The sequence below is a fragment of the Nitrobacter sp. genome (assembly GCF_051535215.1).
Taxonomy (GTDB): Bacteria; Pseudomonadota; Alphaproteobacteria; order Rhizobiales; family Xanthobacteraceae; genus Nitrobacter.
The window spans coordinates 58,291-80,424 of record NZ_JBPPLY010000011.1 but is presented as its reverse complement, the minus strand read 5'-3'; the positions used below and the strand labels follow the sequence as shown (position 1 = coordinate 80,424).

Genomic DNA, 22,134 nt, shown 5'->3' with positions numbered 1-22,134 from the left:
CCCCTCCGTCAAGCCGACAATGACGGAGACGATCTTTTTTCACCGGAGCCGCTGCAAGTTTCCGGCGGCCGTTTCGTCCTTGCTTCTGAGGGACAGCGCGGAGGCATTATCGCCGCCCCCCCGCGCACGTCATTGGGGCAGCGGACATCATCATGAGTCAGGCAGAGGAAAATGGACGGCGCAAAGGTGCGGCGTCCGCACTCCGGGATGTATTTTTAGGGTCGGCGGCCGCTTTTGCGGTTGTAATGAGCGGTGCGGTCGTCCAACCTGCGGTCGCGCAGGCTGTTTCGCCGGAGCAGGGGGCGCCGCAGACGGCGGCCTTCAATATCCGCGCGCAGGATCTTGGCGGTGCGCTCAATGCGTTTGCCGATCGCGCCGGACTGAGGCTGCTGTTCCCTTCAAACCTTGTCGCGGGACGGCGCAGCCCCGGCATTAAGGGGACGCTGACGCCCAACCAGGCGCTGACCCGCCTGCTTGCCGGCTCGGGCCTCACCTACCGCTTCACAAGCGCAAATACCGTGACCATCGTCGATCCCTCCGCGACCTCCGCCGCCGGCGGGCTGCCCGGTGGCGCCATCCCGCTCGAAACGATCGATGTGCAGGGCGAAAACGCATCGGGTCCGGTCAACGGTTATGTCGCCAAACAGAGCCTGACCGGCACCAAGACGGCGACGCCGATCGTCGAAATCCCGCAGTCGCTGTCGGTGATCGGCGCGGAGCAGATTCGCGATCAGAAGCTGGTTTCGAAATTCGATGACACCCTGCGCTATACGCCCGGTGTCGTGGCCGCGACTTTCGGCACGGACTTTCGAGACGACTGGTTCCTGATCCGCGGATTCGACGCGCAACAGGATTCACTTTTTCTCGACGGCATGAATCTTTTCTATACGTCGTTTGCCGGCTTCAAGCTGCAGCCGTTCAATCTTGAGCGCGTCGAGGTGCTGCGCGGACCGTCTGCGGTTCTGTATGGCGGGTCGGGGCCTGGCGGGATTGTTAACGCGGTGAGCAAGCTGCCACCGGCAGAGCCTGTTCGCTACATCGAGGCAGGCGTCAACAATTTCGGTAACGCCTACACCCAGTTCGACTTCGGAGGCCCGGTCGCGACGCAGCCGGGCAACGGCAAGATTCTCTATAGGATTGTCGGCCAGATCCAGGGCGGCGGCACCCAGACCGACTTCGTCAATAACAACAATTATTTCATCGCACCGTCGGTGACATGGCTACCCGACATCGATACGCGATTTACGGTGTTCGCCATGGCTTCCTATAATTCGACCAGGGCGCAGAACTTCCTTCCCTATAAAGGCACCGTGGTCGACGCTCCGTTCGGCCGGATCCCGACCAGCCTGTTCACCGGTGACCCCACTGCGGATCGTTACGCGCGCGCGCAGGAAATGGTCAGCTATCAGTTCGAAAAGCATCTTTCCGACGATGCGACGTTCCGCCAGAACGGGCGCGCGGCGCATGTTGAGGTGGATTACACCGGCTTGTACGGGATCGGTTACGACTTGGCTTCGTCGAACCCTGCGGACCTCGCGCGTGGCAACTTCCTGGCCGCGTCGAAAGCGACACAGCTCAACCTCGACAGCCAGTTTGAATACCGCTTCGCGACCGGCCCGTTCCGGCATACCGCGCTGATCGGGCTCGATCTGAAGCACTATGGGCTCGATGACAAGCAGGGTGCAGGCGACGCGACCGATCTGAACCTTCTCAATCCGGTCTATGGCGTCAACTTGCCCTACGACGGCCCGCTTTATCAGGATTCGTACCTGACCCAGGGAGTGGCCGGCCTCTACCTGCAGGATCAGATCAAGTGGGATCGGTTCACGCTGGTTTTGTCGGGACGTAACGACTGGGTTAACCTTGTCAACAACGACAGGCTTTATGATCCCGTGAAGCGGCGAGACAGCAAATTTTCTGGCCGCGCCGGATTGATTTATAATTTTGAGAACGGTCTCGCACCCTATGTTTCTTACTCGACAAGCTACAATCCTATCATCGGTGTGAATGCCGCCGGTGAATTGCTGCTGCCAGAAACCGCGAAGCAGTCTGAAGTCGGTTTGAAGTATCAACCTCCGGGTCTCGACGCGCGGTTCGGCATTTCATTGTTCGATCTCAAGCGCCAGAACGCGCTGACGAGCGATCCCAATAATACGTTTTTCCAGATCCAGAATGGCGAGGTGACATCGCGCGGCATCGAGCTGGAGGCTCTGGCCAATATCACCCGCGACTTCAAGGTGGTCGCGAGCTATACTAACTACGAGCTGTTCGTGAGCAAGGATCTCGATCCCACGTTGATCGGCACGGTTCCGACCGCAAAGCCACGTGAGGTCGCGTCGCTATGGATGGATTATACGTTCCGGGACGGCTGGCTGGACGGCTTCGGTTTCGGCGGCGGAGTGCGTTACGTCGGCTCAACTTTCGCAGATACAGCCAACACGTTCGTGGTGCCGTCGGTGGTGCTCGGCGATCTCGCCGCCCACTATGAGTGGGCTCAAAACTGGCGCGCGGCGATCAACGTCGTCAACATTGCTGACACCCAATATGTTGCAAGCTGCGGCGTTATCACGTCATGTTTCTACGGCGACCGCCGTCGCATCACCGGGAGCATCGCCTACCACTGGTAAACTCAGCGCTGACGTGTGCGCTATACGACGGACGGCACCGGTCGGGTGCGCAAGCGGCCGAGCCTGATCGGCAGGCTTTAGCACGACTAGCGGAATCCCGGCAGAAAAGTCACCGATTCCGACGCGAGTCATTCCGGCGGTGCGGTAGGTAGGACTGTTCGTCTCAACGCGGGTTGCCAACATGTGACGTTGCGGTCATTCCGATGTTGGTCTTGGACGTATCCAAAATTCCTGCGGCTGGCGAACGAACATGTTCCGATCTGAAGCCAAGTCCAACGAGTCGACCCGTGAGATGAGCAAGAACGGGCCATCGGGCGATGTGACCCATGAGGGCGGGCGGGCCCTTACGTCTATCGCTCTCATCACGCTTGCCCGGGTCGCGCTGCATCATCAATTGCAGTTTTTGTGTCGCCTTCGTCGGAAAGGATCGTCTCGCTTCGACTGCGGCGAGATGCTTGTCCGTCAGCGTGCCGCCGCGTAGGGGGCCGGCCAAGATATTTGCTGCGGCAACAGCATCCTGTATCGCAAGATTCACACCGAAGCCGCCGAACGGCGACATCGCATGGGCGGCGTCGCCGATGCAGAGAAGACCAGGTCGCCACCAGCGTTTGAGGCGATCGATGCGCACGCTCAGCAGATGAATGTCGTCCCACGAGCGAACCTCCTCCATCCGTTCCGGAGGCAGTGGGGAGATCGCGGCGACGGTCGCGCGAAAGGCCTCGAGTCCCGCAGCCCTTACGTCGCTGAACGAACCCTTCCGGACGACATATCCGCATTGCCAGTAGTCGCCGCGGTCGACCATGACGAAGCCCTGCCGCGATCCGGCGTGACCCATGACATAGGGGGGATCGTTTGATTTGTGCGAAAGCCTCATCCATAACACGTCGCGCGGGCTTCCGAAGCGCTCGATCTCGAGACCGGCCTTCTCCCGTACGACCGAATTGCGTCCATCCGCACCGATGACAAGCGCCGATCGGATTTCCAGTGCACCGCTGGGTGTTGCAGCCCGGACGCCGACGATCTGCCCGCGTTCATCGATAAGGTCTGTCACCGCCGCCTGCATGACCAGCCGGAAATTCGGGAAGCACGCAGCCTCGCGCGCGACATAGTCGAGGAAGTCCCATTGCGGCATGAACGCGATGAAGCGGCATTTCGTCGGCAGGCGCGAGAAATCCGCAAGAGTGATGTCCTTACCGCCGATCTCGGCGTGAAGCTTTGCAGCCTGCGTATGCGGCAGCTTCAGAAAGCCTTCGAGCAAGCCGAGTTCATGCATCACTTCGAGGGTGGATGGGTGGACCGTATCGCCGCGAAAGTCGCGCAGGAAGTCGCTGTGTTTTTCCACGACCGTTACGTGGGCACCAGCGCGTGCGAGCAGCAGGCCGAGCATGAGGCCGGCCGGTCCGGCGCCGACGATGCAGCAGGACCGATCAGTCATGTCGTTCTCGGTTCGGTGCCCTTCGGCTCATGTCCCGCAGAATCTCCTGCGCCTGCAAATGCCAGGGCGGCTGCGTGGACACAGTTGACAGATCGCAGCATAAAAATCTACCTCGCTTCATCATTTGAGCGTCCAACCCTGCCTCGCCCAGGCAAAATCGACTCTTCGACAGTCGTAATTTTCGCGCGCAATCAGGATCGTGCAGGGGTTGTCCTGCCGGTTTGAACTTCACGGTTGTGTTGTTGCGCCGAATTCTTCGCCGTCGGACGAGTGTTCATCGACAAGCCTTTCGAACTCGCTGGTACAGAGCCCTTTCGGCGAAATGGAGAGGTTCTGCCCTCGGATCCGGGCACGCCCTTTCCAAACATCACAGGTCGGACTTTCACAGAGCCTTTTCGCTTCTTATGAAATCAGAAGCGGGGCTCCATGATTTTGCTTTGACGCATTTTCTTGACGCGAACCGGTATCCACTTCGCTCAAAAACGCGATAAGCGCCGGCCGCTTTGAGCCCGGCCCGCCGGTAGAGCACGAGGCGTCGGGTTCACCCCTCCTTAGCTGCCAGGCCTGCTGAAACTGGCAAAAATCTGGGGTGACAGACCCTCGAACGCCTCCAGCCCTCCGTTGCACTCATGCAACACCTCGGTAAAAAGGTCACAACTGGTCCGGTTGCGCCATTGCGCCATCCCGCCCTTGTCGGAACAATCGACCCGTCCGCATCCTCGGCTGTGTAGTCCTGGTACCGATGAGGCTGGAATGATGACCCTGCGGCGACTTTCAACGCTGACGCCTGCGCTGCTATCCGTCGTTTTTGCGACCGGGATTTTCGGTTTGCTTGCTGTCTCCGAGCCTCAGGGCATCCGGCACATCAGCGCGTCGTTCCCCGCCGATATCGCCTCTCTTTCTTCTCCTCTCAGAGAGAACCTCGCCGCTGAGTTGCGGCCGAATTCGATATCCAGTGATCCCAGTCCAACGCATCTGCCAATTCGTTCGAACGTGGCGATGAGCGAACAGTCGCTTGCGGAGGCCGCCAGCACACCAAGCGCGCCAACCGAGTCAGCGTCTGTGCGACTCGCAAGCGTGGATCCATCGGATCTCGAACCTGTCGAAGCCGGCAAAGCAGCAAAGTCTGTCGAGATTGGCGACGACTGCATGGTCGTGGACGTCTGCGTCGATCGCTATTTGTGGGCGCTTTATCAACGCACGCCCAAAGAGGACACGATTAAGGTGCGTGACTGGAGGAGAGTTGCCGTCAAGCGGAAGGGCAAGAAGGTGATGGTGTCGAGAGCCTTCACCAGATATGTCGATCAGAATTTCGGATGGAAGGACCCCAAGGCGGCGGAACGCGTGGGCCTGCCGATGATGGATTACGTGATCGGCGGCATGGATCGCGGCTTCAAGCTGAAATTGTTTCGTATGCTTCGCGCGGCGGAGGCGGCCGGCCTCGCTCCCGGCATCACCAGTGGTTTCCGTGACGACTACCGCCAGTCGATCGCCAGCGGCCTCAAGGCGGCGAGCAACCGATCCTATCATGGCGGCAGCCTGCGCGGCGGCTACGGGCATGGGCTCGCGGCCGATGTGGTGAGTGTCGCGGGCGGAACGCGCGACCGGCGATTCGCTTTTTCGGAAAAGCTCTGGAAGTGGGTTGATGCGCACGCGAAGGAGTTCGGCATCGGGCGGCCCTATCTCGGCAGGGATCCACCGCATGTCGCGCCGGTCGACGGCGCCGAATATGCAAAGCACAATCGCGACGCCCCACATGTGGCATCGACTGCGAAGAAGGCCGGCGTGAAGAAAAGCAAGCGCGTGGCCTCTCGCGACCGCTCGCGCCAAGGCAAGCGACCACGAATCGTCGCCGTCGCAAAGCTGAAAACGAACTACCGTTAGTGAAAACGTCCGGAGTGACCCTCCATACATCAATCGGAGTTTATCTGGCGCGTTGAATCATTGCCAGAAAGGCACGATTTTGAGCAGCGTTATGTACTGTCGCTCGGCCTTTTTCAGGAGGCGCTTGCGGCTATGAAGTCTGGATATTACCTGCGGTCGCGGATCGAGACCTTCCAGAAGTGCCGGAACAACGGTGAGATCGTTAAGGGCGCCAAGGCTGTCGAGTAGCGCCTCGATAGCTCGGCCGAATGCCTTGCCTCGTTGTTTTGAGGACTTGCCCGGAAACAGTGTCTCGAAGAACTCGGCCGCATAGCGTAGCCTCTTGGCTTCGATGCGAACACGATGGCGGGCATGGTCGTCGAGAGGGGTGAAACCTCGACCGCGCCGTTCAAGCCGCTTCATGGATCGGTCGAGTATACGCACAGCGCGGCGTACAATTGGCTTATTGCAGCGGGAGGGATTCTCAGGGTGCGTCAACCACCGCCCGATGGATAGCCATTCAACCAGCTCGAGCATCAGCTTGCGCCACCGAGGGCTATCAAGGGACGCGCGAGCCTGTGCGTATGCACGTCGTCGTGCGCTGAGCAGCGCTTTCGGCACGGGTTGACTCTCAAGGCTCGCGATCGAGACGTCGATGTTTCGCGCAACCCCCAGCGTGGCGGCCATCCATTCGAGGTCGTCGCGAAGCGCCTTGTAACGCTCGTCGGCCAGCATTTTTTTGAACAGCGTGAGAGCTGAGCGTAGCCTCCTGAGAGCTACGCGCGCCTGGTGCAGAGCGTCAGCATCATCATGTTCTGAAAGGATTGTTTCGTTCAGGCGGAAATGACGGATGCAGGATTGCGTGATGATTTGCAGCGCTTTTGCGGAGGTCATATCCGTCATCAAAAGGACAGGTTCGGCCTTGGTCGCCTGCATCTTGGCCGAGCGCGCCAAGATGTAACCGCGCTCAGCCTTACTCTGAACGCCGAGCCGTACGGGAATGACCGCATTAATCTCTCGCGCCAGTTTAAATAAGAGTGTGGGAGCCCCTCGTTTGAGCTCAAGTTCGACCTCGCAGAGTGAGCGTTTGCGGTGACCGGTTCGGATCGCTCCTTGATCGAACGATGCCTCGACAGAACTGCCAAGATCGACTGCTTCAAACAAATATCGGTGCACCGTGGTTCGAAATACGGGGCGCAGATCAGCCGAGGCTGCTTCAGGGATAAGCTCTTGTAGGAAAGCGATCTCATGATTGAGATTCGGCATGTCGCCCTGTATGTCACGCTCCCACTCCGGTCTTACAAAGAGACCTGCCGTTGCTTCGCCGGCGGCCTTCAAAGTCTGGATCCGTCGTTTGCCAACGTGACGGATGCGCAGTGAGAAGCCGGCTTTGCGAAAATCTTGCCCCGCGGTATCGAAATAAACCGAATTCAACGCTTGCGCTTGACCGCCGGGCTTCAGCGACTTCCGCAAGGATCGCTTAAGTTTAGTTCCGTCCTGCGAATGGAGTTCGAGTTTCAATTCGATCTCGAATTTCCGGCTGGTCGATCCGTTCACCCTTCACGTCTCCCCGCGCCATCCTTTTTGATCAGTGAGATCCTGTCATTTTTTCATCATGTAATTCTCGATGCCATCCAGCCTACGCATTCGCGGGTCGACCGAACGGAAATCGCGAGAGCCGCGAACGGACTGTCATGAAGCGAGAGTAATTTCAGGCATTCCATTTTGCGAGTCCCGAGATGATCCCAACCATTGGGATCGTTCCCGGCGACGGCGGCGATGAGCCGCCTTGCCTGGAAACCGGAAAACCCGCGTTATGGCGATCTTGTCATTCGGCACTGAAATGCCGCCAGGTGCGTACTGACGGGCGGGTTTGCCTTTGGAATCTGCGCTGGCGATGGAGACGATGTCCTTCACTTCGACGCCCCGCAAGGCGCCAGGTTCAGCTCATGGCGATCGCAGCGAGTTTAGCGAATTCGTGTGGTCGGAAGGTGGTGTCCGTTGAGGCCAGTGTGTTCTCAACCATGATTGGTGGCCTAAATCCGTCTACCCTCCCGACTGCCGAATTCCAGATAGTGGCAAGCTGCACCCAAGTCGCTCATCCTGGTCAGATCGGCATGTCTTTTCCGATAAGAACTAGCCTCAAATCCGTGAGGCAGGCTACCGAGTGAATATGAACTGAAGAAATTGATCCCGGCATCCAGCAATTCTTTCTCACGGCACAGAGAAATGTCCTGTCCATGAAAATAAACGTCGGCCAAATCTGCCAAGCGTTTCATCCCTTCGCGATGACGATTCTCGACCTGCATGCCGGGAGTTTTCCATCTGACGCTTATGCCGAGCGCGTCCAACTCTGATGTCGTATAACGAGCGAAATCATAGGCTTCGTCCGAGTATGGATCGGCGTCATAGTGCTTCCACAGAGCTATCACAACTTTTCGGACTCCAAACGGACGACACAGGTCGACCCATTCACGGCAATAAACTTGGTAATAGAGCCGGTCCAGAAGCGAGCAGTGATTGTTTGCCAGAAACTGCAAAAAGCCGGAGAATTGAAAATCGGGAAATTTTGCGTCGATGACTATTTTGGTATCCGGCAGAATTTTCAGAAGGTATTCAACCATTTTGAACGTGACAGGATTGAACCTTTTCAACACGCGAAGCCGCTGGAATTCATCCCGGGTTAACGACGCGAATGTCTTTTCAATCCCATAGAATCTCTTCTCAGTTTCATCGTGAGCAAACGCGAAGCCGTCAGCCAGCTTGACGCAATCGAGTTCGATCTGCCGTTCGCCAGCGGCGAGCGAAGTAAGAACCGCTTCGATCGAATTGGTCTGCGTATGTCCTTCTATCTGGCCGCCGCCGTGGATGATCGTCTTCCCTGCCATTACGCGCCATCCTTTGACGTTATTTCAGCGATTGTCCGCATTAGCCGGTATCGGCAAAAAGCGCCGTCCTGCTTCATTTAGTGCCAGGGCGGGACTGCTTGGCGTAGTACAGGACCAAACCGGTGAGAGTTTCGGGATCGGTTTCCGGCAAGGCATGTGTCGGGCGTAGCGTCCACGATTGAATGATCGCCTGTTGCGGACGAAGCTTATATTCCTGCTCGAACAATCCGATATGGCTCTTCGCACTATCTATCCATTCCTTGTCGGTTCGGTCATTCGGCGTGCCGTTGTAGATAATGCCAATATTTCCTACCAGGCTTTCTGTGCGCAGGACCTCCAACTGATTGAAAAAGCGCCGCGCGGCGGTCACCTGCTGCGGACCGGCTGCGAACGGCACGTCCAATTGCATGAACGAGAGACTCGATCCCAATCGATCGCGAAGCCCGCGAAGCCATTGTCGGGTTTCATTCTGCCATTCCGGTTGATACGCGACGCCGCTCGGTTCCACGTCTCCGATCCGCACCGCCGGGAAGGATTCACGATATGCCTGAAGCACAGGCATCACGAGATCGATCACCTGATCGACCGGGAGACGGCAGCCCGGTTGCCTGCCTGGGGGGCCTTTGTAAAATCGTCCAAACCAAAGCGGCTCGTCCATGGCGAGGTAGGCGATCGATCCTCCTGCGCTTTTTATCTTTTTTGAGATCAGCTTCGCGCGCGCGATCGTCGAGTAGCCTTCTACTCCGGGTCCCCCGCATGCCGGTTTGATCACTTCCGGGCCGTTCATTACTCCCGCCTCAACGGCGATCGCGATATGACGTTCATTCAGGTTCTTTACGATCTTGTCGACCTGATCTTGAGGAGCGTGTTCGAGATATGAGCCGTAGAGCTTGAAGACGGCGATGGCCTTCGCTGCATTCCGCCAAGGAGCATCAGCATTGAACATATCAAGAAAATCAACGGCGCGGTTGAGAGGCGAGGGCGGGACAGAAGCTTGAGGGGCAAGCCAGATTTCGGTCGCCGATAGGCTGTCAAAGCCCGCCGAAAACAGCAGCAGGTGGATTGAAATGATTGATCGAAGCAAACGGCGCTGTTTGCTCATTTCACCTTCCGACGATCAGGATCGTTTCCAGATTCGCGCGTCTCGCTGAAGCGTTTAATACCTGTCGAGCTGCGCGCGCAGGTGATCGACCTTGTTCTTCATCGAAGCGATCGTATCACTGTCTATTTTTCTTAGATAGCCCTTGATGTCGGTGGTGGAAATATTCGATGTCCGACTCACATATGTAACGATGCAGCCGGTCTCTGCGGACAGATGGTCGAACTTTCCTACCCAATCGTCGCCCATGGCGAATATTCTGATCTCGTGCTTTCGAATGTCGCTCGATTTTTGCTCCCACGTATTTTCAGGAATCACCAAATCGACATATTTGCAACTCGCGAGGATTTCGGCCCGTTCGTTGTACCCGATAACTGATTTCTTTCCCTTGATTTCGTTGAACTCGTCTGTTGAACAGCCAACGATCAAGCGATCTCCGAGACTGCGCAGGCGCTGCAACAGGCGGACGTGTCCCACGTGAAATAGATCGAATGTTCCGTAGGTAATGACGTTTTTCATGTTGAACAGCTCCGTCGTGAGCTGGGCGGGCCATCGCTGGCGAGCAGGAAATCCTCGTACACCTTGCGAATTGCCGGGTCAGCAAATTGTACGCTGTCGATAAAACGTCGCAGGTGAATCGCCCGCTTTGCTTCCTTCTCGGTAGCAACCCGGACTTCCAGCTTCACGCCTGGAAATAAGCGCTTCAGATCCAGGACCCAGAAGCTCTGGTCGGCGCCGCTCAGCGTGACCCGGCCGGGTCTTCCTTCGCAGACCTGCTTTGCAATTGCGTCAAAGTTCGCATCGGCTGGCGCCTCGAATTGTCGGCCTGCATCCGCTGCAAATTCGGCAAGCCGCGCCCGGCTTAAACTTGGCGGCAGGTTTGTCACCGTGGTGGACAGCAGGGCGTCGTAGTCGAATTCGAATTGCTCCCAGTCGGATCCCATCAGCTTGAGCGCAACCTTGTCATGCGAATGAACCACGATATTCGAAGCAACATTTCCGTATTCGTGCCAGATATCGTCTTCGTAATTACTGAAGACGCGCGCGCGAAACGAATCCAGATGAACGAAAGTACCCGGCCTGACCCAGGTCTCCGGTATCTGTTTTGTGTGGTACATTCCCCAGTTCGAAAGATTTCGTATAAAGCCTGCTTCATCGACACTCGTGTAGAATACGTCGACTTGCGCCCATGGCACGACGACAGGGATCCCGTCCGCGAGCTCAATGGAGGCACGGCGGGAATTCGTGTCCTGCTGCAGTGCCAGGATGTGGTATCCGCCGCCGGTGTAAGGCGCGGCCACTGGCCAGCAAACGTATCCGCAATCGCGCAGCAATGGCAGGACCACCGTCTCGAAGAGTTTAATCTGGTCTTCGAAAATGATGACATCCAGATCATCATTCCAGGGCGGCATCCGACCGTTTCGGACGTAACCGACGATTGCGCCGGCGAATAAAAAATACTCGAGCTTATGGCGCTCGAAGATACGCAGCACCTGTTTGTAGATCTCCCTCGATCCATCGGTGAACTGCGCGTATTTCGCATTGGATATCCCCGCGATCGACGTGCGGATCGCCGGGAGCGAACTGTCGAATAAGGGTGTTGCTAGATTCACTTGTGAACTCGCTTCCTCATACTCGCCAAGATAATTTCATGTGCGGCCGGCGCTTCAGGCTCGCAGCCCTTGAACCTGCCGGTGGCCGTAAGCCGGGTGCCCGGATGTGTTGAGTGAAAATTCCTTCCAAAGGCTCAGATGAGCGTCCAACATCTCGTCTTCGGTCCACGGCTGTTCGATGGACCTGTTTGTCGCGATCCATTGCTGCTCATTCCCGACCAATTTCAACAGGAGTTCGGCCAACGAGCGGCTGTCTCGCGGCAGGAACGTGAACCCGTTTTTGTGCGGGACCACTCTTTCCTTCAAACCCGCAATCGCAGAAGCGATGACTGGTCTTCCGAACATCCACGCTTCGGAGACGACAAGACCGAAAATCTCCCACCACGTTGAGGGCACGATGACCCAGTCAACCGATGCCATCCGGTCGGCAAGTTGATCGCGCGCATATGCGCCGTTTTCGCGCAAGGTAATCCTGCCGGATTGGGATTTGCGCAGCTCCTCTACCTGCTGATTGATTTTCTCCAGATAGGGGCCGGATGCGTAATGCTTGTTGCCGCCATTTATCTCGACCACGATACCTTCCGCCGGAAGCCGTTTCTCTCTTGCGAGCAACAACAGCGCATCCAGTATGACGTCCACGCCCTTGTTGTCGATGAACTGACCGAAAAATCCAAAACGATTAACTTGCCGGGAATGCTGACTGCGGTCAAATGCAGTGCCGAGATTTGCTTGACCGTTTGGTATGACGACGCACTTTTCCTGAGGCAATCCCCATTCCACATATCGCTCGGCGATGAACTCTGATGGAAAGACAAAAACGTCGCATTCCGCAAGAGCTGCCTTCAGGCGCGCCGAGCGCAGTGTCACAAACTCCGGACGAAGGTCTGGAAAACATTTGTTGCACGAGACGGGAGAAGACGCCCGACAGAGATCGTGCGAGCCTTTCTTCACCATCTGCCCGTCGGCCATGCATATGGCCATCATTTCGTGGAACGTAAAGCAGATGACTGCATCCGGTGCCGCGATCCTGGCCGCACGAATCGATTCCACTCCCACGCGATGATAATGATGAAAGTGAATAACATCCGGCTTGATCCGCTCGATCAGCTCGCGAAAAAACTGGATCGAACGCCAATCTCCGACCGAAAGATGCAGGAAGTCATAGTATTGGGGGAAGTAGAAATACTGCCTTTCTTCTCCCTGAACGGGAACGATGGGCGCGCCCGGTTTGCCGTAGACCTGCTCGTGATTGGCTTCGAGCGCGGCGATGAAATAGGCTTCGTGGCCCTGCTTCAGACTGGCCTGAAACATTTCAAACGCGACCTGTTGAGCGCCGCCAGGTGCTACCGAAGGATGGAGGTAGCTCACGTAGATTACTTTCATGGTGTACGCCTGCCGGTCTTGGCGAGATGCTTGTCGAAATAGTCGCCATGTTCCGCAGTAAAAAAGTAGCGGTTCGCTATCGATGCGCCGCGATATTCTTCGCCTCGGGCACGCGACCCCTGTCCTTCGAGATGCACGAGGCGAATCTGCGGGTGGATGCAAACGGGCCCGTTCAAAGCGCTCCAGCGCAACGATAAATCGGCATCTTCGTAGTGGCCGTAGATGTAACGCGTGGAAAAGCCGCCAAGTTTTTCGAACATGGGCTTTTCAAAGCCCATCACCGCCCCGGTTATCGCCGGGACGGCCTTCGGCTTCTGCCACTCCCGTTCAGAGAAAGGCACCCCCTTGTCAAAATGCTCGACGCGCAACAAGCGCCCGGACGGCGCAAGCAGAGAATCGTCGGTTCGATTCAGAGAATTGCGGCGGACGAACGAATCGTTGTCGATAAACATGCCCGAGTGCATGAGATTGTGATCGTCGTAGAACAGCAAACCGCCCCACAACGTTTTCCCCAATTTGGCTTCGGCCAGCACCTGCTTCATCTGCCGGGCGTAAGCGGGCACGACGTATACATCTGGGTTGATGATGAAGATTCGGCTGCTTGTTGCGTGATCGATGGCGACATTGTTTGCCGCGCCGAAGCCTGCGTTATCGCCTAGAACAATGACAGTAATCATCACATCGTACAGGTCTGACATGAGGCGTGCATATCGCAACACCTCGTCGGCGTCTTCGGGCGAGTTGCAGACGTAGATCCATTCGCCGAAGTCTATTCCGGAAGCCCTGAACAGCATCGGCTGAAGCTTGATCGGTTCGGTCGAGCCAAATAGCACCGTCACGAACGAGCTGGATACCTTGCGTGGCCTGAATCGCTCAACGTAAGAGTTCGAAACGGCTGACGTCACGTGAGACCGAAAAAGCTGGATCAGAGCCTTTCCGGAAGCTCCGCAGAGAAAGCCATTCAGAGCCGCTTGCTTTCCGGAATGCGATTCACACGTAGCTATAATTTGCAACAGCGTGTTGAGAACGCGCTTGTCGGACACGATCTCAGGGGTAACTTTTGTCTGAAAGGTGCCAGTCAGCGAAGCGACTTGAAACAGCAGCGACTGCTTCAAGAGAGTCTTCGAAGGAGACTGTCCAAAGGCAACAAACCCGTAGTCGTATGCGCCGTCCCTGACGTGCTGCTCGACGTCTTTCCGGGCCTGCCTGAAACAGGCCGCTTGCGGCAGTTCGATCGTGAACTCTCCGCCGATCAGCTTCATCCGTGGGGTTTCACAACCCTCATCGGCGAGCCAGCCGATGATCAGACAGAACCCAGACTCCGACACCAGGTACCGTTCGACCGAGCAGGCCACAGCTCCGGTCTCTCGGCGAATGGTAGAGTGCTTGTTCTCATCGATGCCGAAGCGCAAATAATGATCCAGCGCACTAACTGCCTCACCCGAGGTCAACGCCGTGCGCGCTCCCGGATTGGATTCGAGATAGCGGGCTTCGTCAAAGTTGCGAATAGCGACGGGAAGCAAGGGAGCTTCTAACATATTCCTTCCTCAACTTAATTCAGCGGGGCGGGGCGGGGAGCGCCAGCCCGCGGTATCCGCGCCTGACAAAATCGTCGTGCGCCTGTTTTTCTTCAACAGATTGCCGCGCGCGCATATAGCGGCGCGCATACCATTGGGTGTCGACGCCTGGCTTGGATGGCAGCCTGCCTTCGGCGTAACCGAAGTTTTCGAAGTGCTCGGCCGCGCTGGCTACTTTGCCATCGAGCATCGCCTCTGCAACGTCAGGATAAGTTTCGAGATACCATTCGCTGTCTACGATCGGTCGGGAGCCGAGACGCCCCTCAAGATATCCGACCGCTCGAAAATGCGCCCACCCCGATGGAAACCCGTTACTGCTGACCGCGGTAGCGATGTCGGGATAAGTCGTGAGGTACCAATCTTCATCGAAATCCCAGGACGAGATGTACAGATCGAGAAGCCTCGCCAGTATCTTCCGCGGGAGCCTGACCTCGTCTGCATCGGTCTTGAATTGATCAGGTAAATCACCAAAGGCAACCCGGGGATGCGGGATATTCACCATTCGACCTCGTCCTCATTAGAATTCCTCAATATGTGCGTCGCGGGCGCCCGCGCAGGTCCCACGGAAACAAATCTTGAGGCAACGACTCCTGATGCGTTTCTCCCCTTTGATGGCAATGGTGGAATTCGGCATGTCGTTGGATTGCTGTCATCGATAATTCACACAAGCTGTTATTCCGTTCACAAAATAGAAGTGCTTTGATTACAATCCGAGCCTCGATGCAGCGCTCAGTGCCCACGACATGGGCAGGTCTCGTGACGATCGGCCACGAAAGTCCGTCAAAGGCCGTGCGGCGCGTAATCAGATAGAGCGTTCAATTATGGGAGCGATTGCCCGAGGCCGTGGCGGCTATCGGCGAGTGTCTCGCATCATGACGGCGGAGGGATCGACCCACAGACCGTTCGGGGTCGCGTTGACTGCTTGTGAAAACGGAGGGCCGCGGTCCAACCCAGTTCCTGGCTTTTCCGGTGGCGGCTTCGTGAGCCGTTTCTTTTGTGTCGTCGCTTGATGTGCGCGCGTTTAGAGCGGGCATGGACGACGGCATCGACTGGAAGAGAAAATCAGGCAATCCTTTGCGGCGGCCCGGCGCAAAGCATCCGCTGGCGTCGACGTCAGTGCCGGCAATCACCAGCTTCCGGCCTTGATAGCATGCGCGCAAGATTCTTGGCCCGAGAACTAATCGGGACGATCGGGCTCCAACTGCCGGCTCGGAACAACGGTTCTCGGGTTTTCCGGTTGCCGATTGGATTCCATCGTCCGCGATTGTGCGGGGGGCCGGTTCATGCGGCAAACCCAGGCGGAAAGTCTGGAATAAGCTTGCCGCAGGGTCTGGGGAGTGTCCTCTAATTCATCCATGGCAGGAACCGTACAAGGCTACCTACCGGGAAGATGCGCCGTGACCGTTAATGAGTTGTAAAATACCGGCCGATGGCGGGACTTGCACTGGTCCGGTCCTTAACAAATCTCTGCGACGGGGCCTGCATACAAAAACCCGCTGCCGGATTGAGCCGGCAGCGGGTTTTGTACGCAATACTATGGCCCTCTCGGGTTGAAATCAGGTTCTCACAGTCAGGTGAACAACCGGTAAAGACCGGGACGATGCCGCAAGAGTTTTGGGGTGAGTTCCAATCGTGGAGGCAGCCGGGCCGCTCGTCCCAGCCGAGCCACCCCGATCAGTACTTAAACTCCGGAAGCGCCTTCAACTGCTCCTTTGTGAGGTTGAGCACCGCCCTGTCGGGATACCATTCCCGCTTGGTTTCGGAGGTTTTTCCCGACGTCGTTTTTCCCGCTTCGTTGGCGAACTTCAGGCTGTTCATCGCGATCAGCACGTAATGAGTGCCCATTCCCAGAAAGCCGCCGACTTCAAGCACGACCCCTCTGACCTGTCCCTGTGAGTTGACGATGACGTCGGAAATCTCGCCGATCTTGTCGTTCGCTTCGTTGTAGACCTTCACGCCCGACATCTTCGATGCGCTCCAATCGCCGGCAGCGGCCACGGGAGCGGCGGCTTGCGAAGGTGTATTTGCGGTAGTCTGGGCGAACGATGCAGTCGAGATCATGAGAAGCGTGGCCGCGGCTATAAGCGTTTTCAAAGTGAACCTCCATTGCTGATGGTCTCCTAACATCAGACGGAAGCGATCGTTCCTCTGTGCAGAATGTAACACAGGAACGTCTTCGGGCCTTGCCGGTTAGTGCTGTCCAATACATAGCAGGAGGTTTCACGATGGATTGGAATCGGGTTGAAGGAAACTGGAAGCAGTTGAAGGGCAAGGTCAAGGAGCAGTGGGGCAAACTCACGGACGATGACCTCGACGTCATCAACGGCCGGCGTGATCAGCTCGAAGGCAAGATCCAGGAGCGCTACGGATATCAGAAGGATCAGACGCGTAAGGAGATCGATGACTGGTACGATCGGCAGAGTTGGTAAAAGCTGATCATGGATGGCCCCGCTTCGGCGGGGCTTTTTCATAAGGCCGTTCGCTGGGCCACACCGTTATTCGGAACGCTTTTCTTGCGGCTGCGTTGGAGATTGACATATTCACTCAGGAGGCCGTGATGGCAGAACGGGAAACAGGAAGTCTCATCGGCAGCGATAAGGTGGAAGGCACCGCCGTCTATGGCCCCGATCGCCAGAAGATCGGCAGCATTGAGCGCGTGATGATCGACAAGATCTCCGGCAAGGTCGCTTACGCTGTCCTTGGTTACGGAGGATTTCTCGGGATTGGCGACGATCACTATCCTACACCGTGGGCAAGCCTGAAGTACGACACCGACCTCGGCGGCTATCTGACAAACCTGACAAGAGATCAGCTCGAGCAGGCGCCGCACTATCGAAACGATGCCGATTGGGCCTGGAATCGCGAAAACGACAAGCGGCTGTATGATCATTACCAGGCCGAGCCGTTCTGGTAATCGAATCCAAGTGGTCGACAGATAGCGGTGACGACGATGAACGATCAGAATCCCATCGATCGCATCTGGGACATCGTCGAAAAAGTTGGTGTGTGCATGTTGACGACGCAATTCGCTGATGGATTGCGCGCACGGCCGCTGGAAGCGAGGCCCGATCGCGCCGCCAGCCTCATATACTTCGTAACCGATCGGCGTAGCGCCAAGGATGAGGAGGTTGAGGCGACATCTGATGTCGGTCTCGTCTTCATCGATTCGAGCGATAAAGCCTATCTGTCCATCACGGGCCACGCCTTCGTCCTCCGCGACGCGGATAAGACGGAGGCGGTGTGGCGGAAGACCGATGAGATGTGGTGGCCGGGAGGGCCAACCGATCCCAATGTATGCCTGTTGCGGTTTGAGCCTTTTATCGGGGAATTATGGGACGGACCTGCAAGTGCGGTGGCGACGCTCTTCGAGTTCGCCAAGGCGAGACTGACCGGCGAAAAGCCGAACCTCGGCGAGAATCGCAAGGTGACGGCCAAAATGCAAACGAGTTGATTGGAAGGGGATGACTCAGTTGGTTCAAGATATTGTCGAATGAATAATTCTGCAGCGCGAGTGACGTCTCGATTCCTTAGCCTGGCTGGCTTTAATGAACGTCTGTGGGGCATGCAGAACCCTCTACTTCAAATCAGTCTGATAAAAGTAGTTTCGTCGATCTGAGGCGCGGGATATCGGCGCCGGTAGCAGGAGCATTGCTATGAAACACGCGGCCGCTTTGGTCTCGATGGCGACCGGGGTTCCTCCCAACGTGTTTCATCAGACGGAAATCCTTGACGCGGCGCGTTTCCTGCTGGGTTCGCAATATCCGCAATTCGAAACGCTTTCTGCGCTTTTCGCCAACACCGGCATACAGCATCGCTACGGCGTCAAGCCGATGGAGTGGTACTGCGAGCCGCGCGGCTGGCCGGAGCGAACCCAGGCCTTTCTGGAAGGCGCCGAAGTGTTGTTTATTGATGTCGCGCAAAAGGCTATCGAGCGTGCCGGTCTCAGAGTAACCGATATCGACACCGTCGTTACGGTATGCTCGACCGGCATCGCGACGCCGACGCTAGAGGCGCGCGTCGCCGGCAAACTCGGCTTCCGGTCGGATGTATCGCGCGTCCCGGTCTTTGGTCTGGGCTGCGCGGGTGGCGTGGCCGGACTGTCCATTGCATCGCGACTGGCGCAAGCGCGGCCCGGCACCAATGTGCTGCTTGTGGTGCTCGAACTTTGCACGCTCGCGGTTCGCCATGATGAATTGACCAAGGCCAATATCGTCGCGGCCAGTCTTTTCGGCGACGGCGCCGCCGCTGTCGTGCTGCGCGCCGGTGACGGGGGCGCCACTTGTATCGAGTCGACTGGCGAGCATCTGTGGCCGAACACGCTGAGTATCATGGGGTGGCGGGTTGACCCCGAGGGATTCGGCGTGATCTTCCAGCGCACGATTCCGGACTTCGTCGCTGAGCACATGAAGCCCGGAGTCACGGCCATTCTATCTGGAATGGGTCTGTCGATCGACGATATCGACCGCTTCATCTGCCATCCCGGCGGCACGAAAGTCATCATCGCGATAGAGCGGGCGTTCTCGCTCGATCAGGGAACGCTGGATCATGAGAGGGCGGTGATTGCCGAGTATGGAAACATGTCGGCGGCCACGGTGCTGTTCGTGCTGGAACGCGCCCGCGAACGAGGCCTGCCGCCTCGAGCGCTATTGACGTCGCTAGGCCCGGGCTTCACCGCAAGCTGCGTCGCACTGCGTCACGCAGCGTGACGGCAGCCACGCTCATTCTTGCATTGGTCACGCTGCAGCGGCTGGGCGAACTCGTTCTGTCCCGATACAATACGGTCCGCTTGCTGGCGCGCGGCGCAGTCGAGATTGCGCCGGAGCATTATCCGCTTCTGGTCGCGACCCATGCTGCGTGGTTGATCGCGTTGTGGATATGGGGGCGAAATCAGGATGTGAATGTCGTTGCCTTCGCGATTTTTATCTTGCTGCAGGGTCTTCGTTTTTGGGTGCTTGCAACGCTGGGACCGCGATGGACAACGCGCATCATTGTGTTGCCCGACGCGCCGCTCGTCACATCCGGTCCGTACAGATATCTGTCGCATCCAAATTACGCAATTGTCGCCGCGGAAATTGCAGTTCTACCGCTCGCTCTTCATCTGCCTTTATTGGCAGCCGTCTTCACTGTCATGAATGCGCTGGTGCTCGCTATCCGGATCCGGGCCGAAACCCGTGCACTCAAGAGTGCACGGCCGGCTGAGCCTATAGGGATCGGAACGGATAGATCGAAGTAGAGTGACTAGGATCGATTCCTGAAAATGCGTCGTTTGGAAGGACTCAACTCCTCAGAAAATCGAATTGTCTTGATGAGAGACAGTCTCAACTCAGCCCCCTCAGACGCATCAATCGCACTGCATCGAGCGGAGTTGCGCTCTTCTGGTCGTTGTCGAAATAGACGTAGATACTGTGCCCTTCCTTTCGCAGGGGAGAAAGCCGCCGCGCCCAGGCAGCCAGCGTTCGAGGTGCATAACGATCGCGATAGTCTCCCGATGGTCCATGAGCGCGAACATAGACATGCGGAGCGGTTACCGTCCAGGGCGCCGGCGCGTCGTGATGATCCGAGATGCAAAGGGCGCTGCCGTGGCCGCGCAGGAGGTCAAATATTTCCGGCGCGGACCAGCTCGGATGTCGAAATGAACTGCACACGCCTCAGGCACAACTGCAGCTTGGCGTACCCGTTCCCGCCGGTTTGCTGCGCACGAGCGTGTCGGCGTGGTGGGTCAATCGAGGAACCTTCGCCGCCGATCAGGAATTGAATGCACGAACAGCGACAGTAAAGACGACCATGCGGAGGAGGATAGCAATTATGGGAGTTGCACAATATGCGGTGACCCCGCGGGGGCAGGGATGGACCGTTCTGCATGACGGGAACGCCAAGAGCGATTACGCGACCAAGGAAGCTGCTTTTGAGGCCGCGGTTGCCGCTGCAAGCCTCGCGATACGTGAGGGACACGATATCGACATCAAGGTTTCTAGTCGTCCGACGTGAAGGTATGCATTTGTTATTTTGCAAGTACCACTGCAACAATAGAAGGCATTGCCTTATCAACGAAGCGGCGATGGACTGGTCGGGTTCTGATGCCCCTCCAGACTCGATCAAGTCCGGGGAGCATTAGAACTGAGCCGGGATTGATCGAGCTTCCCGGAATCAGCCCTGTTCCACCAGCCGCCGCCGAGGGCCTGAAACAGCGCGACCGTATTGGCGAGTTGCGAGGCCTGCGCATCGAGGCGCGCAAGAGACGTCTGCAGATAAGCCTGTTGCGCGGCGAGCAGAAGCGGCACGCTGATCTGCCCCTGATCCACCTGCTTGCGCAACAGCGAAATGCTTTCGGATGCGGATCGCTCCGCATCTGTCGCGGCACTGATGGCGCGGGTACCGGCCTGAAGAGCCCGCAAGACGTCCGCGACGTTTTGAAACGCAGCAAGTACCGTGCTGCGATACTGAGCGAGAGCCTGATTGGTTTCCTCTTCCGCGGCGACCTGCTTGTTTTGCAGCGTTCCCGCATCGAAAATGGTTTGCGCCGCATTCCCCGCCAGCATCCAGAGGCCAGCTCCCGGCGTGGCCAACTGCGCAAATCGGGCGGCCGCTGCGCCGACATTGCCGGTCAGGGAAATCTGCGGCAAGCGGTTGGCGATCGCGACGCCTATCATCGCATTGGTGGAATGGAGACTGGCCTCGGCGGCGCGAATGTCGGGACGCTGTCTTACGAGATCAGCCGGCAGGCTCAGAGGAAGACGGCGCGGCATTCGAAACGAGCCGAGATTGAAAGTTTCCGCCGGAGCGTCGCTCGACAAGCGTCCGGTCAAAAACGTCAACAAATGACGCTGTTGCGCAAGCTGCCTTTCGAGCGGCGGCAACAGAAGCCTGGTCTGCGAGACCGCGGTTTCCTGTGCGGCGACGTCGGTCAGAGCGATCTGGCCCTGCTCCTGCTGCCGCTTCAAGAGTTTGAGAACCTCGGACTGCAGGTCAATGACCCGGCGGGTCGCCGCGATCTGTCCGCGCAACCGGCCTTCCTCGATCGCAGCAAGCGCGATGTTGCTGGCCAGCGTCAGATAGACGCCTTCACGCTGGAACGCGCGCATCTCGGCTTGCGCATCTGCGGACTCAACAAGACGGCGCGTGCCCCCCCAGACGTCGGCGACGTAGGAGACCGTGACCTGACCGGTATGCAGATTGAAAATATTGGCGCCGGACTCAAGAGGCGACGACAGATCGACCGCCACCTTTTGACGCGAGGATTCGAAATCTCCGGTCACGCTCGGAAACAAGGCGCCGCGCTGCGCCAGCGCGTTGGCCTGCGCCACCCTCACTGCTGCCTCCGCCGCCGCGAGATCGGCATTGTGTGCGATCCCGTCTTCCACGATTCGGTTCAGTGCAGGCGAGCGGAACAACTCCCACCATTGGGAAGGAATTTCCGCGTCAGGTACGAGGGGATGCCCCGGCACGCGGTCTGCCGCCGGACCGGAAAGATATTTTGAGGTTTCGGGGGGCGCCTGAGGTTTGAAGTCAGGCCCCACCGCGCAGCCTGAGAGTACCTGCGAGGCGAATAGCAACCCGTACAGGATCAGGAGACGTGCAGGGGATCGCGCATGAGCGCGTCCGCTTCCGCAAAAGCCGGATGCCAATGCTCTTCGCCAGCCTCCCCCCAC

At 57.6% G+C, this 22,134-nt stretch carries 20 protein-coding genes; 8 read left to right on the top strand and 12 right to left on the bottom strand.

From position 1 onward, the window contains the following. Positions 1-152 precede the first annotated feature (152 nt). Positions 153-2,627 (top strand): TonB-dependent siderophore receptor, encoded by a 2,475-nt coding sequence (locus tag ACS3WB_RS11860; RefSeq protein ID WP_438275764.1) that lies wholly within the window; start codon positions 153-155, stop codon positions 2,625-2,627. Positions 2,628-2,790: 163 nt separating this feature from the next. Here the strand turns inward: ACS3WB_RS11860 and ACS3WB_RS11855 are convergent, their stop codons facing one another. Beyond that, positions 2,791-4,062 carry an FAD-dependent oxidoreductase gene (locus ACS3WB_RS11855; protein ID WP_438275763.1) on the bottom strand — a complete coding sequence of 424 codons (1,272 nt, stop codon included), beginning with the start codon at positions 4,060-4,062 and terminating at the stop codon, positions 2,791-2,793. A gap of 999 nt (positions 4,063-5,061) precedes the next feature. Here ACS3WB_RS11855 and ACS3WB_RS11850 point away from each other — a divergent pair. After that, positions 5,062-5,946 carry a peptidase M15 gene (locus ACS3WB_RS11850; RefSeq protein ID WP_438275762.1) on the top strand — a complete coding sequence of 295 codons (885 nt, stop codon included), beginning with the start codon at positions 5,062-5,064 and terminating at the stop codon, positions 5,944-5,946. Positions 5,947-6,003: 57 nt separating this feature from the next. On the opposite strand, the gene ACS3WB_RS11845 is transcribed toward ACS3WB_RS11850, so the two are convergent. The 9 genes from ACS3WB_RS11845 to ACS3WB_RS11805 form a co-directional block, all read right to left on the bottom strand. Continuing rightward, a complete protein-coding gene (locus ACS3WB_RS11845; RefSeq protein ID WP_438275761.1) occupies positions 6,004-7,482 on the bottom strand; it encodes a CYTH and CHAD domain-containing protein in 1,479 nt (492 codons plus the stop codon). Between the two features lie 479 nt (positions 7,483-7,961). Then, a complete protein-coding gene (locus ACS3WB_RS11840) occupies positions 7,962-8,813 on the bottom strand; it encodes a hypothetical protein (protein ID WP_438275760.1) in 852 nt (283 codons plus the stop codon). Between the two features lie 73 nt (positions 8,814-8,886). Next, positions 8,887-9,915 (bottom strand): hypothetical protein, encoded by a 1,029-nt coding sequence (locus ACS3WB_RS11835; protein ID WP_438275759.1) that lies wholly within the window; start codon positions 9,913-9,915, stop codon positions 8,887-8,889. 54 nt (positions 9,916-9,969) lie between these two features. Beyond that, positions 9,970-10,431, bottom strand: a complete 462-nt coding sequence (locus ACS3WB_RS11830) for an adenylyltransferase/cytidyltransferase family protein (protein WP_438275758.1) — start codon at positions 10,429-10,431, stop codon at positions 9,970-9,972. Continuing rightward, complete coding sequence (locus ACS3WB_RS11825; RefSeq protein ID WP_438275757.1) at positions 10,428-11,525, bottom strand: LicD family protein; 1,098 nt, start codon at positions 11,523-11,525, stop codon at positions 10,428-10,430. The genes ACS3WB_RS11830 and ACS3WB_RS11825 overlap by 4 nt, the downstream gene beginning before the upstream one ends. A 54-nt stretch (positions 11,526-11,579) precedes the next feature. Then, the gene (locus ACS3WB_RS11820; protein ID WP_438275756.1) at positions 11,580-12,908 is read right to left on the bottom strand and encodes a glycosyltransferase; all 1,329 of its coding nucleotides are present in this window, start codon (positions 12,906-12,908) and stop codon (positions 11,580-11,582) included. Next, a complete protein-coding gene (locus tag ACS3WB_RS11815; protein ID WP_438275755.1) occupies positions 12,905-14,446 on the bottom strand; it encodes a glycosyltransferase family 2 protein in 1,542 nt (513 codons plus the stop codon). The genes ACS3WB_RS11820 and ACS3WB_RS11815 overlap by 4 nt, the downstream gene beginning before the upstream one ends. A gap of 19 nt (positions 14,447-14,465) precedes the next feature. After that, positions 14,466-14,987 (bottom strand): hypothetical protein, encoded by a 522-nt coding sequence (locus tag ACS3WB_RS11810; RefSeq protein ID WP_438275754.1) that lies wholly within the window; start codon positions 14,985-14,987, stop codon positions 14,466-14,468. A 1,172-nt stretch (positions 14,988-16,159) separates the two neighbouring features. Beyond that, positions 16,160-16,579: a PRC-barrel domain-containing protein gene (locus ACS3WB_RS11805; protein ID WP_438275753.1), complete on the bottom strand. Its 420-nt coding sequence runs from the start codon at positions 16,577-16,579 to the stop codon at positions 16,160-16,162. A gap of 131 nt (positions 16,580-16,710) precedes the next feature. On the opposite strand from ACS3WB_RS11805, the gene ACS3WB_RS11800 reads away from it, so the two are divergent. The 5 genes from ACS3WB_RS11800 to ACS3WB_RS11780 all read left to right on the top strand — a co-directional run bounded on the left by ACS3WB_RS11800 (position 16,711) and on the right by ACS3WB_RS11780 (position 19,718). Further along, positions 16,711-16,914 carry a CsbD family protein gene (locus ACS3WB_RS11800; protein ID WP_438275752.1) on the top strand — a complete coding sequence of 68 codons (204 nt, stop codon included), beginning with the start codon at positions 16,711-16,713 and terminating at the stop codon, positions 16,912-16,914. 128 nt (positions 16,915-17,042) lie between these two features. Next, complete coding sequence (locus ACS3WB_RS11795) at positions 17,043-17,399, top strand: PRC-barrel domain-containing protein (protein ID WP_438275751.1); 357 nt, start codon at positions 17,043-17,045, stop codon at positions 17,397-17,399. Positions 17,400-17,435: 36 nt separating this feature from the next. Continuing rightward, positions 17,436-17,936 carry a pyridoxamine 5'-phosphate oxidase family protein gene (locus tag ACS3WB_RS11790; protein WP_438275750.1) on the top strand — a complete coding sequence of 167 codons (501 nt, stop codon included), beginning with the start codon at positions 17,436-17,438 and terminating at the stop codon, positions 17,934-17,936. 202 nt (positions 17,937-18,138) lie between these two features. Continuing rightward, positions 18,139-19,191, top strand: a complete 1,053-nt coding sequence (locus ACS3WB_RS11785) for a type III polyketide synthase (RefSeq protein WP_438275749.1) — start codon at positions 18,139-18,141, stop codon at positions 19,189-19,191. Beyond that, positions 19,188-19,718 (top strand): isoprenylcysteine carboxyl methyltransferase family protein, encoded by a 531-nt coding sequence (locus tag ACS3WB_RS11780; RefSeq protein ID WP_438275748.1) that lies wholly within the window; start codon positions 19,188-19,190, stop codon positions 19,716-19,718. The genes ACS3WB_RS11785 and ACS3WB_RS11780 overlap by 4 nt, the downstream gene beginning before the upstream one ends. An 85-nt stretch (positions 19,719-19,803) precedes the next feature. Here ACS3WB_RS11780 and ACS3WB_RS11775 read toward each other — a convergent pair whose 3' ends face one another. Further along, positions 19,804-20,130, bottom strand: coding sequence for a DUF72 domain-containing protein (locus tag ACS3WB_RS11775; protein ID WP_438275747.1), 327 nt, complete (start codon positions 20,128-20,130; stop codon positions 19,804-19,806). Between the two features lie 160 nt (positions 20,131-20,290). On the opposite strand from ACS3WB_RS11775, the gene ACS3WB_RS11770 reads away from it, so the two are divergent. Then, positions 20,291-20,473, top strand: coding sequence for a DUF2188 domain-containing protein (locus tag ACS3WB_RS11770; protein WP_438275746.1), 183 nt, complete (start codon positions 20,291-20,293; stop codon positions 20,471-20,473). A 107-nt stretch (positions 20,474-20,580) separates the two neighbouring features. Here ACS3WB_RS11770 and ACS3WB_RS11765 read toward each other — a convergent pair whose 3' ends face one another. Continuing rightward, positions 20,581-22,134, bottom strand: a complete 1,554-nt coding sequence (locus ACS3WB_RS11765; RefSeq protein WP_438275745.1) for an efflux transporter outer membrane subunit — start codon at positions 22,132-22,134, stop codon at positions 20,581-20,583.

Coding starts and splice junctions, on each gene's coding strand:
- ACS3WB_RS11860 (WP_438275764.1), top strand. CDS start 153: ATGAGTCAGGCAGAGGAAAATGGACGGCGCAAAGGTGCGGCGTCCGCA.
- ACS3WB_RS11855 (WP_438275763.1), bottom strand. CDS start 4,062: ATGACTGATCGGTCCTGCTGCATCGTCGGCGCCGGACCGGCCGGCCTC.
- ACS3WB_RS11850 (WP_438275762.1), top strand. CDS start 5,062: ATGAGCGAACAGTCGCTTGCGGAGGCCGCCAGCACACCAAGCGCGCCA.
- ACS3WB_RS11840 (WP_438275760.1), bottom strand. CDS start 8,813: ATGGCAGGGAAGACGATCATCCACGGCGGCGGCCAGATAGAAGGACAT.
- ACS3WB_RS11835 (WP_438275759.1), bottom strand. CDS start 9,915: ATGAGCAAACAGCGCCGTTTGCTTCGATCAATCATTTCAATCCACCTG.
- ACS3WB_RS11830 (WP_438275758.1), bottom strand. CDS start 10,431: ATGAAAAACGTCATTACCTACGGAACATTCGATCTATTTCACGTGGGA.
- ACS3WB_RS11820 (WP_438275756.1), bottom strand. CDS start 12,908: ATGAAAGTAATCTACGTGAGCTACCTCCATCCTTCGGTAGCACCTGGC.
- ACS3WB_RS11815 (WP_438275755.1), bottom strand. CDS start 14,446: ATGTTAGAAGCTCCCTTGCTTCCCGTCGCTATTCGCAACTTTGACGAA.
- ACS3WB_RS11810 (WP_438275754.1), bottom strand. CDS start 14,987: ATGGTGAATATCCCGCATCCCCGGGTTGCCTTTGGTGATTTACCTGAT.
- ACS3WB_RS11800 (WP_438275752.1), top strand. CDS start 16,711: ATGGATTGGAATCGGGTTGAAGGAAACTGGAAGCAGTTGAAGGGCAAG.
- ACS3WB_RS11795 (WP_438275751.1), top strand. CDS start 17,043: ATGGCAGAACGGGAAACAGGAAGTCTCATCGGCAGCGATAAGGTGGAA.
- ACS3WB_RS11790 (WP_438275750.1), top strand. CDS start 17,436: ATGAACGATCAGAATCCCATCGATCGCATCTGGGACATCGTCGAAAAA.
- ACS3WB_RS11785 (WP_438275749.1), top strand. CDS start 18,139: ATGAAACACGCGGCCGCTTTGGTCTCGATGGCGACCGGGGTTCCTCCC.
- ACS3WB_RS11770 (WP_438275746.1), top strand. CDS start 20,291: ATGGGAGTTGCACAATATGCGGTGACCCCGCGGGGGCAGGGATGGACC.